Origin of the sequence: Microbacterium kribbense, from assembly GCF_039537285.1 — a bacterium.
Taxonomy (GTDB): domain Bacteria; phylum Actinomycetota; class Actinomycetes; order Actinomycetales; family Microbacteriaceae; genus Microbacterium; species Microbacterium kribbense.
In genome coordinates this window covers 529386-541714 of record NZ_BAABAF010000001.1, presented here as the reverse complement: position 1 = coordinate 541714, position 12329 = coordinate 529386, and the positions used below count along the sequence as shown (strand labels likewise).

12 protein-coding genes are annotated in these 12329 nt (G+C 72.1%); all 12 read right to left on the bottom strand.

Annotation, left to right across the window (positions count from 1 at the left end; genetic code table 11):
* Positions 1–2: 2 nt before the first annotated feature.
* Positions 3–677: a DNA-3-methyladenine glycosylase gene (locus ABD705_RS02450; protein ID WP_344780152.1), complete on the bottom strand. Its 675-nt coding sequence runs from the start codon at positions 675–677 to the stop codon at positions 3–5.
* Complete coding sequence (locus tag ABD705_RS02445; RefSeq protein ID WP_344780150.1) at positions 674–2140, bottom strand: hypothetical protein; 1467 nt, start codon at positions 2138–2140, stop codon at positions 674–676. Before ABD705_RS02445 ends, ABD705_RS02450 begins: the two co-directional genes overlap by 4 nt.
* Entirely contained in the window at positions 2130–2993 is an 864-nt protein-coding gene (locus ABD705_RS02440; RefSeq protein WP_344780148.1) for a TIGR03943 family putative permease subunit, read from the bottom strand. The genes ABD705_RS02445 and ABD705_RS02440 overlap by 11 nt, the downstream gene beginning before the upstream one ends.
* A gap of 16 nt (positions 2994–3009) precedes the next feature.
* Positions 3010–4101 carry a permease gene (locus ABD705_RS02435; RefSeq protein ID WP_425562019.1) on the bottom strand — a complete coding sequence of 364 codons (1092 nt, stop codon included), beginning with the start codon at positions 4099–4101 and terminating at the stop codon, positions 3010–3012.
* A 7-nt stretch (positions 4102–4108) separates the two neighbouring features.
* Entirely contained in the window at positions 4109–4606 is a 498-nt protein-coding gene (locus ABD705_RS02430) for a Fur family transcriptional regulator (protein WP_344780146.1), read from the bottom strand.
* Between the two features lie 101 nt (positions 4607–4707).
* The gene (locus ABD705_RS02425) at positions 4708–5583 is read right to left on the bottom strand and encodes a metal ABC transporter permease (RefSeq protein WP_344780144.1); all 876 of its coding nucleotides are present in this window, start codon (positions 5581–5583) and stop codon (positions 4708–4710) included.
* Entirely contained in the window at positions 5580–6404 is an 825-nt protein-coding gene (locus ABD705_RS02420; protein WP_344780142.1) for a metal ABC transporter ATP-binding protein, read from the bottom strand. The genes ABD705_RS02425 and ABD705_RS02420 overlap by 4 nt, the downstream gene beginning before the upstream one ends.
* 54 nt (positions 6405–6458) lie before the next feature.
* Positions 6459–7391 (bottom strand): metal ABC transporter solute-binding protein, Zn/Mn family, encoded by a 933-nt coding sequence (locus ABD705_RS02415; RefSeq protein WP_344780140.1) that lies wholly within the window; start codon positions 7389–7391, stop codon positions 6459–6461.
* Positions 7392–7620: 229 nt separating this feature from the next.
* The gene (locus tag ABD705_RS02410; RefSeq protein ID WP_344780138.1) at positions 7621–8952 is read right to left on the bottom strand and encodes a dihydrolipoamide acetyltransferase family protein; all 1332 of its coding nucleotides are present in this window, start codon (positions 8950–8952) and stop codon (positions 7621–7623) included.
* 34 nt (positions 8953–8986) lie between these two features.
* The gene (locus ABD705_RS02405) at positions 8987–9985 is read right to left on the bottom strand and encodes an alpha-ketoacid dehydrogenase subunit beta (protein ID WP_344780136.1); all 999 of its coding nucleotides are present in this window, start codon (positions 9983–9985) and stop codon (positions 8987–8989) included.
* Positions 9982–11127 (bottom strand): thiamine pyrophosphate-dependent enzyme, encoded by a 1146-nt coding sequence (locus ABD705_RS02400; protein WP_344780134.1) that lies wholly within the window; start codon positions 11125–11127, stop codon positions 9982–9984. The genes ABD705_RS02405 and ABD705_RS02400 overlap by 4 nt, the downstream gene beginning before the upstream one ends.
* Before the next feature lie 4 nt (positions 11128–11131).
* Positions 11132–12238, bottom strand: coding sequence for a histidinol-phosphate transaminase (locus ABD705_RS02395; RefSeq protein WP_344780132.1), 1107 nt, complete (start codon positions 12236–12238; stop codon positions 11132–11134).
* Between the last annotated feature and the right edge of the window lie 91 nt (positions 12239–12329).

Genomic DNA, 12329 nt, shown 5'->3' with positions numbered 1-12329 from the left:
CGTCAGAGCGCTGCGTGGGCTTCGGCCGCGCCGCGCCCCCAGCGGAACGGCGAGACGCTGCGGTCGCCGGCGATCCAGAACCGCCACGGAAAGGCCCCGGTGCCGGGGATGCCGGCGATGCCCACCCGGGGCCCGACCGCGAACTCGGCCAGCGGCTGGGCGAGCAGCTCGAGCCGGGCCACGGCGCCGCCGAACTCGACGGCGTCGACCACGTCGATGCCGTCGTGCAGCGCGTGTCGCAGCCCCATCGCGTCGCCCAGCCGCCCAGGCCCCCTCGCCAGCTCGCGATCGGTGTGCGCCGCCGGCCGGCGCAGTCGCGCGATCTCGAGCCCGTCGATCACTTCGCCGGCGCGCAGCAGCACGCCGCCGGCCTCGCCGGCCGGCCCGCAGACCACGTTCGCGCAGGAGTGGATGCCGTGGCTGAGGTACACGTACAGGTGTCCCTGCTCGCCCCACATCGTCGCGTTGCGCGCCGTGTAGCCCATCCGGGCGTGCGAGCCGAGGTCGGGCACGGGGCCGGTGCCCTTGCCGTGGTAGGCCTCGACCTCGGTGATCCGCAGCCGGACGGTGGCGTCGTCCATCGTCGTGGTCAGGATCCCGCCCAGCAGCTTCGGGGCGACATCGATCGGCAGCGGGGCGAGGTCGGCGCGGGTGGCGGGGCGATGTGTCGTGGTCATTGGGAGAGCGGTGGTGGCACCTGACACCACGATATGCCGAATCCCGAGAACGTGTGCACGGGGGCGCCATCGGCCAGCTGCACGATGCGGGTGCGCACCGTGGTGGGCATCGGCATCAGGTAGTCGTCGTACGTGTTCGTGACGGTCTCGGGGGCGATCGTGAGGGCGGCGTACCGGCCACTGGGCGAGATGCAGGTCTGCAGCAGGGCGTCGCTGGGCGGAAGCCGCAGCAGCGGGGTCGCCGCGCCGTCGTCGTCGACCCGGAAGACGGTGGTGCCGTCGGGCACCCCCTGCCCGCCGCCCGAGCCACCGGCCACGTCGAGCACCGTGTAGGGCCGCACCGACGCGCCCGTCGTGCCGGGGATCGGGATGACCTGGCCCAGGTGGCCCGGCACGGCGCGGCCGTCGGCGGTCGCGGTGACCAGGTCCGACTCGGTGCCGTCGCTCAGGTCGATGGCCACGATCTCGGTGGTGCGCTGGATAACGGCGACCGAGGACCCGCGGGCGATCCCGTCGATGGCCGCCCCGGTGCCCAGCTGGGTCGGATCCGCCCCGGTCGCCCCCGACAGCAGCGTGCGCCCGTCGTAGGTCAGCACCAGGATGCTGTCGCTGTCGGGCACGAATCGCCAGTCGGCGACGCGCTTCTCGGTGCCGGGGACGTCGACCGCGACCGGTGCGGTGCGGGCGGCGGCATCCTTCACCGATGCGACGTAGAGCCGGCTCTCGCGGGTGCCGCCGCGGCCCAGGTCGGCGTCGGAGAAGGTGTAGCCGATCAGCTCGCCGCGGTCGGCGGTCTGCAGGCCGGCGATGGTGCCGCGGCCGGGCAGCGGCAGGTCGCGGGCGTGGCGGCCGTCCAGGTCCGTGACGATCAGCCGGGCGGCGCCGGTCGCCGCCAGCGTCGAGACGACCAGGTGACCGCTCGTGGCGCGGAAGTCCTCGATGTGGTCGGCGCGCAGCACCGGAACCGGGTCGGAGCCGGTGAGGTCGGTGCGCAGGATGCTGTCGCCGACCGGATTGCGCTGCAGCAGATATACCGCCAGCGCCGGCGTGCGGAACGTCTGGGTCACGCGGGCGGCGGGCCCGCCGCCGAGCCCGGTGACGTCCGTGAAGCGCACGGTGTACTCGGTGTCATCGTACAGCGGCAGCGTGAAGCGCACGCCCATGCCGCGGCCGGAGGTGTCGACCGTGAACGGGGTGGCCGGCGTGATGTGCACCTGTTCGGGCTTCAGCGTGTGCAGCGACTGGTTCATCGTGACGATCAGGCGCGCGCCGGAGGCCGATGCCGCCGCGACCGGGTCCACGTGCACGGCGGTCACCCGCGGACCCTGCGCGCTGCCGACGGCGGCGCCGGCCAGTCCCAGCACCGCCAGCACGCCGAGCACCGCGGTGAACGCGCCGATGAAGGCGCGCCCGCGCCGGCGCCGGGCGTACGCGCGGCGGGTGACCGGCCCGTCAGTACTCATACGGATCCTTGGGTTCGGGGATGCGCTTCAGCCCCGTCGCGGCGATCTCGAGGGTGCCGTCGGCGGCCGAGCGCACCGTGCCGGTCACGGTGACCCAGGCGCCGGTCTTCGGTGCGGTCTGCGACGCGGTGCCGGATGCCTCGACCGGCACGCTGGCCGTCTGCGCGTCGATCACGCAGTGCGTGATCACCAGTCGGGTCAGCTCGAATCCGCGGGAGCCCGGCGTGACGAAGCCGGTGAGGGTGACCGGATCGCCTTCGAAGGCGGCCGGGTTGGTGGCGGTCGCGAACACGCTCGCCCAGTCGCCGACGCCGAATTTAGTGGTGTCGCCGTGCGTGGCCAGGGCGAGCACGTCCGCCCCGGCGAACAGCGGCGCCGCGCCCACGTCGCGGCTCTGCGCGATCTGTGCGGACAGCGATGCCGGCGGCAGCACGAGCACCGCCGCGACGACTCCGGTGGCCACCACGCCGCCGGCAAGGCCGAAGATCGCACCGGCGCTCGGCCGCGGGTGGCGGGCGGGGTCGTGGCCCAGGTCGTGCGTGTGGGCGTTGCCTGAGCCAGTGGCGTGCCCTGCGCCGCTGCCGTGGGCTGCGCCATGCGGCGCCCGCGCGGACGCGGAGCCGGCGTGCCCGTGGTCGTGGCCGTGCTCGGCTTCGGCGCCCAGGGGCAGCAGAAAGCTCAGCACGGCGCCGGCCAGCAGCAGCAGCGCCATCGTGATGACGAACCAGTTCGACGAGGGGTTGACGTACAGCGCGAGGCGCCCGGTCAGGGCCAGACCCAGCGTGGTCACCGCGAGGCAGGCGGCGAGGCCGACGCCGACCCAGCGGTTCCAGGCGGCATCCCGTCGCGTCATCGCGTGGCTGTGGGGATCAGGCAATGAGGTTCACCCCCACGGCGATCGCGAAGGCGGCCAGCACCACGGTGACGACCATGCCCACCAGCACCTTGGTGGTGAAGGTGGTGCGCAGCAGCGCGAGCATCTTGACGTCCACGAGCGGGCCGACCAGCAGGAACGCGACGATCGAGCCGGGGGTGAACGTCGACGCGAACGACAGCGCGAAGAACGAGTCGACGTTCGAGCAGATCGACACGATCATCGCGAGCATCACCATCGCGACGATCGACAGCAGCGGGTTCGATCCGATCGCCAGCAGCGCGCTGCGCGGCACCAGCACCTGCACGGCTCCGGCTACGGCCGATCCTATGATCAGAGCCGGCATCACCGCGCGCAGCTCGACGATGAACTGGGCCAGGCTGCGGCGGCCGCGGCCGCCGGGCTCGGCCGCGACGAGCTCGCAGGTGTCGCGGAAGCGGTCGGTCAGCAAGCCGTCGGGGTCGGGGTGGCGGCTGTAGAGCCAGCCGATCAGGTTCGCGATCAGGTAGCCGCCGACCAGGCGCGAGATCAGGACGCCGTCGCCGAAGCCGAACGCCTGGTGGGTGGTGATGATCACGATGGGGTTGACGATCGGGGCCGCGATCAGGAACGTCAGCGTCTCGGGCACGCTGAATCCGCGCATCATCAGGCCGCGCGCGAACGGCACGTTGCCGCACTCGCACACCGGCACGACCATGCCCAGCAGCGACAGCACGGCCCGGCGGGCCCAGGCACGGCGCGGCATCCACCGCTCGATCACTCCGGGCGGAACCCATACCTGCACGATGATCGACAAGATCACGCCCAGCCCGACGAACGGCAGCGACTCGATGAGCACGCTGATCGCCAGGGTGAGGCCGTCCTGCGCGCGGCCCGGGATGCCCGGGATCAGGCCCGGTGCGAACGCGTCGATCGCGAACAGCACGGCGATCGCGGCGAGCCCGAGGCCCAGCCAGAGCGTGCCGCGGCCCCGGCTTGTACCCGCGCTCCGCGGGGCGCCCGGCCGGGGCCGGGTGGGGTCGCCGACGCCGCCGGTCCCGGGGGAACGGCGGTCGAGGCGCGCAGCGGTCGCGGTGTCGGGTCGCAGCGTCACATCAGGTCGCGTAGGGTCCGGAGTGGGCGGTGGATGGCGCGGGCGCCGCGGCGGTGTCCGCGGGAGCGCCCTGCGCGGCGTCTGCAGGAACTCCCCCGGCGCCGGGCTTACGCCGGGCCGTGCAGTCGGCGCACAGGCCGAAGATGTCCACGACGTGCTCGGCGTGCGTGAAGCCGTGCCGCGCGGCGGTGGCCCGCGCCCACTCCTCGACGTCGGCGGCGGCGATCTCGACGGTCAGCCCGCACGAGCGGCAGATCAGGTGATGGTGATGGCCCGGGCTCGAGCATGCGCGGTACAGACTCTCGCCCTCGGGGCTCTGCAGCGAGTCGGCGTGACCGGCCGAGGCCATGTCGGCCAGCGCCCGGTAGACGGTGGCCAGGCCGATGCCCGTGTTCTCGTCGCGCAGCGTCGCGTGCAGGGTCTGCGCGCTCACGAAGCCGGGAGCGTCGGTGAGCGCCTCGCGCACGCGATCGCGCTGCCAGGTGTTGCGCTGGGCCATGGTTCGAGTGTAGGCGGGCATGCCTGAGTCGGGCCTGGTGGTCTGCCCCGCGGTCAGCCGCTCAGCGGGATTCATCCCTGCGGGCTCATCCGGGCCCTCGGTCACGCCTCGCGAGCGGACGCCACGCGCACCACCCGGTCCCGCCGGCCGCCGGCCGCGCGGCAGACCAGGTAGATCACGAACGAGATGGTCGTGATGTAGGGGCTGACCGGCAGCTGCCCCATGACGGCCAACAGGATGCCGCCGACAGCCGCGACGACGCCGAACAGCGCCGACAGCACCGGCACCGCGAGGGGGCCGGCGGCCACGCGCATCGCGGCGGCGGCGGGGGTCACCACCAGCGCCAGCACCAGCAATGCTCCGATGATGTGCACCGCGACGGCGACGATCAGACCCAGCAGCATCATGAATCCGAACGACACCCACCGCACCGGCACGCCGCGCGCGGCGGCGGACTGCGGGTCGAGCGAGTCGAACCGCAGCGGCCGCCACATCAGCAGCAGCCCGATCAGAACGACGACGCTGATCACGGCGAGCCAGCCCAGCTGCGCGTTCTGCACCGTGACGATCTGGCCGGTCAGCAGGCTGAACCGGTTGGCGCTGCGCCCCGGATACAGCGACAGGAACAGGATGCCCAGACCCAGCCCGAACGGCATCAGCACGCCGATGATCGAGTTGCGCTCGCGCGCGCGGGCGCCCAGCCACCCGATCAGTCCCGCGGCGACCAGGGATCCGACGATCGAGCCGGCCACGACATCCACCCCCAGCAGCAGCGCCGCCGCGGCGCCGGCGAACGAGAGCTCGCTGATGCCGTGCACGGCGAAGGCCATGTCGCGCTGCATCACGAAGACGCCGACCAGTCCGCCGACCAGCCCCAGCAGCGCACCGGCCCAGACCGAGTTGCCCACCAGCGCGAGGATCGCGCCGTAGTCGGCGATGCCGCCGAACATGGCATCGAGCACGTCGTTCCAGCTCATGCGTGGTCTTCCTCGTGATGGTGGTGCGAGACCTCGGCGTCGGGCGCGCCGACCACGACGAGCCGGTTGCCGGCGCGCAGCACGAACACCGATGCGCCGTACAGGTCGGACAGCACATCCGAGCGCAGCACGTCGCGGGGCGCGCCCAGCATGAATCGCCCGCCGGCCAGATAGAGGATGCGGTCGACCTTGCCGAGCACCGGGTTGATGTCGTGCGTGACCAGCAGCACAGCGGCATCCGACTCGCGCCGATGGCGGTCGATCATTCCGACGACCCCCTGCTGGTTGGCGAGGTCGAGGCTGGTCAGCGGCTCGTCGCACAGCAGCAGCCGCGGGTGATCGGCGAGGGCCTGCGCCACGCGCAGGCGCTGCTGTTCGCCGCCCGAGAGCAGTCCGACCGGACGGTCGGCGAAGTCGGCGGCGCCGGCGGCGTGCAGCAGCGCATCGACGCGCTCGCGGTCGCCGCGCCGGCGGATCGGCAGCCCGAAGCGGTGCCCGTCGATGCCCAGCTGCACCAGATCCCGGGCGCGCATCGCGGTGTCCGGCGGCAGCGGGCGCTGCTGTGCGATGTAGCCGATGTCGCGGTTGCCGGCGTGGCGCACCTCGTCTCCGACGGCGCGGATGCTGCCGGCGCTGAGCCGCTCCAGCCCCAGGATGGCGCGCAGCAGCGTGGTCTTGCCCGAGCCGGACGGGCCGAGCACGGCGATCAGCTCGCCCGGGTGCACGGTCAGATCCAGGCCAGACCAGAGGGTGCGCGATCCGCGGCGCAGCGCCGCGTGCTCGATGACCAGCGGCGCGCCCGTGGCCTGGTCGGAATGCATTGTTCCACCTTACTGATAACCGTTCTCATCGCCGCATCGCAGCGCGGATCCGGCTCACCCCAGGGCGCCGGCCAGGGCCTGCACGTTGGCGGTCATCCAGGTCAGGTAGGTCGTGCCATCCGGCAGCAGCTCCGAGAACGAGATGACCGGGATGCCGTCCTTCTTCGCCTCCGCCGCCACCTGCGTCGTCTCGGGTCCGCCGGCCTGGGCATTGACGATCACGGCCGCCGCCTGGCCCGACGAGACGATGCGCAGCGCCTGCAGCAGGATCGCAGGCGCGACGTCCTGACCGTCCTCGACGGCCTGACTGAAGGCATCCGGCGTCTTGTTGGCGAGCCCGGCGGCGTCGGTCAGATACAGCGGCAGCGGTTCCGTGACGAACACGCCCGCGCCCCCGTGCGCCGCCCTCAGCGCGCCCAGCTTCGCGGTGATCGCCGCGATCCCGGCGTCGAAGGTCTTCGCGTTGGCCGCGAACTCGGTCGCCCCCGCCGGGTCGATCTTCGTCAGCGCGGCGGCGATCCGGTCGGCGAGCGCCCCCATCACGGCGGGGTCGTAGAAGACGTGCTCGTTGAAGTCGGCGAGGTGGTCCAGCGCGTGGTCGGCGTCGTGCTTCGCGGCGCCGTCGGCGGAGTACTCCGGCGAGAGCGTGACGGCCGTCAGCACAGTGGCCTTCGTGCCGGATGCCTTCACCAGCCCGTTCATGAACGGGTCGAATCCGCCGCCGTTGTCGATGACCAGATCCGCGCGGGCGACCAGCAGCTGATCCTGCGCGCCGGCCTCGAACTCGTGCGGATCCAGCGCCATCGAGTCGATCACCGACTTCACCTGCACCCGGTCGCCGCCGACCGCCGCCGCGATCGAGCCGTACACGTTGGTGGATGCCACCACCTGCACGGCGGCGGGGTCGCCCGCGGGCGTCGCGGCGCAGCCGGCCAGCATGGTCATCGCGGCCGTGGCCAGCGCCATCAGAGTCAGTCGTCGTCGCACGGGAACAGCCTAAGTGTAATGAGAATCATTCTCAACTTGGGCGGGTGGCCGGCTGTGCAGAACTCCTCCGAACCGGCCGATCCCGAGCCCGCAACGGCCTAGCGGCGCCCCCGCGTGCCGGATCGAAGGAGTTCTGCACGGGGGCCGCGAGCGAGTTCGGCACCAGGGGCCGCGAGCGAGTTCGGCACCGCGGCCGGGGGCGAAGAGGGGCGGGCGGGAAGAGCCGACCTCAGTCCAGCAGCAGCGCGGGCTCCTCCAGAATCGACGCGACGTCGGCGATGAACCGGCTCATTCCGTCGCCGTCGACCACCCGGTGGTCGAACGATCCGGCGACGGTGGTCACCCAGCGGGGGCGCACCTCGCCGTCGACGACCCACGGCTTCTGCTTGATCGTGCCCAGCGCGACGATGCCGGCTTCGCCGGGGTTGATGATCGGGGTGCCGGCATCCATCCCGAACACGCCGATGTTGGTGATCGTGATGGTGCCGCCCTGCTGCTCGGCGGGCGTCGTCTTGCCCTCGCGCGCGGTCACGGTGAGCTTCTCAAGCGCCTTGGCCAGCTCGCGCATCGACAGGTTCTGGGCGTCCTTGATGTTGGGCACCAGCAGGCCGCGCGGCGTCGCGGCGGCGATGCCGAGGTTGACGTAGTGCCGCACCCGGATCTCGGCGCCCCCGTCGACGTCGGCCCACGCCGCGCCGACCATCGGGGTGCGCCGCACCGCCCAGATCACGGCCCGCGCCATGATCAGCAGCGGCGAGACCTTGATGTCGGCGAAGTCCGGTGACGCCTTGAGCCGCTTGACGAGCTCCATCGTGCGGCTGGCGTCGACGTCCGTCCACACCGTCACGTGCGGCGCGCTGTAGGCCGAGCCGACCATCGCCGTGGCGGTGGCCTTGCGCACGCCCTTGACCGGGATCGTCTCGGTGCGCTCATCGACGGCGACCGGCGGCACCGGGATGGTCTCTTCGCGCACGTCCGACCACTCCGGGGTCTCGATGTTGCGGAAGACGCTGGCCTGTGACGCCTGCGCCATGACGTCGTCGCGGGTGATCTCGCCGGCGGCGCCGGACGGCGTCACGTCGGCCAGATCGACGTCGAGGTCGCGGGCGAGCTTGCGGATCGGGGGCTTGGCGACGACGCCGATGGATGCCCGCACCTGCCGCTGGGCCGCCTTGCGCCGCCTTGAGGCGACCTGGCCGCCGGTGCCGTAGCCGACCAGCACCGCGCCGGCCGGCTCGGACTCGGGCTCGCCGTGCGCGCTGCGGCCGACAGTGACGTCGCCGGGCGCCGCGGCGGGGCCGTCCGACGGTGTGCCGGCTTCCTCCCCCGCGATCGTGATGATCGGGGTGCCGACATCCACGGTCACGCCTTCGGCGACCAGCACGTCGCCGACCGTGCCGGCGAACGGCGAGGGCAGCTCGACGAGGGATTTGGCGGTCTCGATCTCGACGATGACGTCGTTGACCGCGACGGCGTCGCCGGGGCCGACGCGCCACTGCACGATCTCGGCCTCGGTCAGCCCCTCGCCGACATCCGGCAGGAGGAACGTCTGGGTGCTCATCGGTGGTGCCTCTCGATCGTCGGCGGGCAAGGGCTCAGTAGGCGAGGACGCGGTCGACGGCCTCGAGGATGCGGTCCGGGTCGGGCAGGAACACGCCCTCGAGCCCCGCCGGCGGGAACGGGACGTCGAAGCCCGACACGGTCAGCACCGGCGCCTCGAGCGCATAGAACGCCCGCTGCATCACGGTGGCCGCGACCTCGCTGCCGACCGAGACGTTGCCGGGCGCCTCCTGCGCACAGACCATCCGGCCGGTGCGGCGGATCGAATCCAGCAGCGGGCCGTAGTCGATCGGCGACAGTGAGCGCAGGTCGATGACCTCGCACGAGACGCCCTCGCCTTCGGCCAAGGCTGCGGCCTGCAGCAGCATCGTGACCATGGCGCCATGGCCGACCAGGGTGACGTCGGTGCCGCGGCGCACGATGCGCGACGCGTGCAGCGCGGCGGCGCGGGCGGTGGTGTCGACCTCGCCCTTCTGCCAGTACTTCGCCTTCGGCTCGAGGAAGACCACCGGGTCGTTCGAGGCGATCGCGTCCTGGATCATCCAGTACGCGTCGTTCGGGGTCGACGGCGAGACCACGCGCAGCCCGGGGGTGTGCGCGAAGTAGGTCTCGGGGCTCTCCTGATGGTGCTCGACCGCGCCGATGTGCCCGCCGTAGGGAATGCGGATCACGACGGGCATCCGCAGCGATCCCTCATGGCGGTTCGTGATCTTCGCGAGCTGGGTGGTGATCTGGTCGAATGCGGGGAAGACGAATCCGTCGAACTGGATCTCGACCACCGGGCGGAACCCGGCCATCGCCAGGCCGATCGCGGTGCCGACGATGCCGGATTCGGCCAGCGGCGTGTCGAGCACCCGCTGCGTGCCGAACTCGGCCTGCAGCCCTTCGGTGACGCGGAACACGCCGCCGAGCCGGCCGATGTCCTCGCCCATCAGCAGGACGTGATCGTCGGCGGTCATCGCGGCGCGCAGGCCCGCGTTGAGGGCACGGCTGAAGGGCAGGGTCTGGATGCCGGGCGCCGGCTGGTCGCTCATCGGACGCCCTCCTCGAAGGAGGCCTCGTACTCGGCCAGCCACGCTTGCTGCGCGTCGATGAGCGGATGCGGCTCGGAGTAGACGTGGTCGAACATCGTCGCGGTCGGGATCGAGCCCAACGCCATGGTGCGCGCGCGGACCTCCTCGGCGGCCGCGGCGGCCGCAGCATCCACGTCCGTGAAGAAGGACTCGGCGGCGCCGCGGTGCGACAGATACGCGCGCATCCGGGCGATCGGGTCGCGCCGGGCCCATGCCTCTTCCTCGGCCGCGGTGCGGTACTTGGTCGGATCGTCGCTGGTGGTGTGCGCGCCCATCCGGTAAGTGACCGCCTCGATCGCGCGCGGGCCGGAGCCGGCGCGGGCCGCGTCGAGCGCGCTGCGGGCGACGGCGAAGCTGGCGAGCACGTCGTTGCCATCGAGCTGAATCGACTCGATGCCGTACCCGGAGCCGCGGCGGGCGAGGGGCACGCGCGCCTGGGTGGTCACCGGCACCGAGATGGCCCACTGGTTGTTCTGCAGGAAGAACACCTCGGGACTCTGGTAGCTGGCGGCGAACACCATCGCCTCGTGCACGTCGCCCTGGCTCGAGGCGCCGTCGCCGTAGTACACGATGACGGCCTCGTCGCGGTCGGCGTCGCCGGTGCCGCAGCGGCCGTCGAAGACCAGGCCCATGCCGAAGCCGGTGGCGTGCAGCGTGTGCGAGCCGAGCACGAGCGTGTAGAGGTGGGTGTTGCCGACCGCCGGGTCGGCAGGGTTCCAGCCACCGTGCGTGAGCCCGCGCATCAGCCGGATGATGTCGATCGGGTCGACGCCGCGGATCATGCACACCGCGTGCTCGCGGTAGGAGGGGAACAGGTGGTCCTGGCGGCGGGCGGCGTGCGCCGATCCGACTTGGGCGGCCTCCTGCCCGTAGCTGGGCGGCCACAGCGCGAGCTGGCCCTGCCGCTGCAGGTTGGTGGCCTGGGTGTCGAAGGCCCGCACCACGACCATGTCGCGATAGAACTGCTCGAGGTCGGCGTCGGCGAGCTGCTCGATGTGGTGCAGGTAGGGCTCCGCGGCCGGAGTGGGGGCGTAGCTGCCGTCGGCGGCGAGGATGCGCACCAGGCCCGGCTCGTCCACGGTCAGGCGCTCGGTCTGGGTCACCGTTCTACGCTAACGCGCGCCCCGAATGGCCTTCTGGGAGGGCTTCGACAATGGATGTCGCGATCTGCAGTATCTTCTCCACAGACTCCTCTTCGCCGACCGAGACGCGGATGCCGTCCCCCGCGAACGGCCGGACGATGCAGCCGCCCGCTTCGAAGCGGGCGGCGGCATCCATCGTCTCGTCGCGGGTGGCCAGCCACACGAAGTTGCCCTGCGCGGTCGGCACGCGCCAGCCCTGCGCGCGCAGGCCCGCCGCGAGCCGGTCGCGGCGCTCGGCGATCACGTGCACGCGCGCCAGCAGCTCGGCCTCGGCGTCCAGGCTCGCCAGTGCCGCCTCTTCGGACTGCGCGGTCACCGACAGCGGCACGGCGGTGGAGCGGGCCGCGTCGAGGATGCGGCGGTGCCCGATCGCGTAGCCGACGCGCAGCCCGGCCAGGCCGAACGCCTTCGAGAAGGTGCGCAGCACGACCACGTTGGGGTGGTCGGCGCGGCCGAGCTTGATCAGGCCGTCGACGGCGTCGGGGTCGGTGACGAACTCGGCGTAGGCCTCGTCGAGGATCACCAGCAGGTCGGCGGGGACCTTGTCGAGGAACGCCTCGAACTCGGCCTGCGTGACGATCGGGCCGGTGGGGTTGTTGGGGCTGCAGACGATGATCGCCCGGGTGCGCTCGGTCACGGCGGCGGCCATCGCGTCGAGGTCATGACGGGCGTCGGGCGTCAGCGGCACCTCGACCGGAGTCGCCCCGGCGATCAGCACGAGCCCGGGATAGGCCTCGAAGCTGCGCCAGGCGTAGACCACCTCGTCGCCGGGGCCCGAAGCCGCCAGCATCAGCTGGGAGAGGATCGCGACGCTGCCGGCGCCGATGTGCACCTCGTCGGGCAGCACGCCGAACCGCTCGGCCAGTCGGTGCCGCAGGCGCGAGGCCGAGGCATCCGGGTACCTGTTCACGCCGACCGTCTCGCGCAGCGATTCGACCACGCTGGGCAGCGGCTCATATGGATTCTCATTGCTGGAGAGCTTGAAGGTGCCCGGCTCGGCCTGCTTGCCCTGCTTGTACGGCGGCAGCGCGGCGATCGCGGGGCGGATGCGGACAGGAACGTCTTCGGTCACGGTTCCGAGTCTACGAGAGTGCGTGCGTGGCAGCTGCGGCGCGGGCGGAACTCCTCCGATCCGCGCTCATCCGGCCGGAAATCACGCGTCT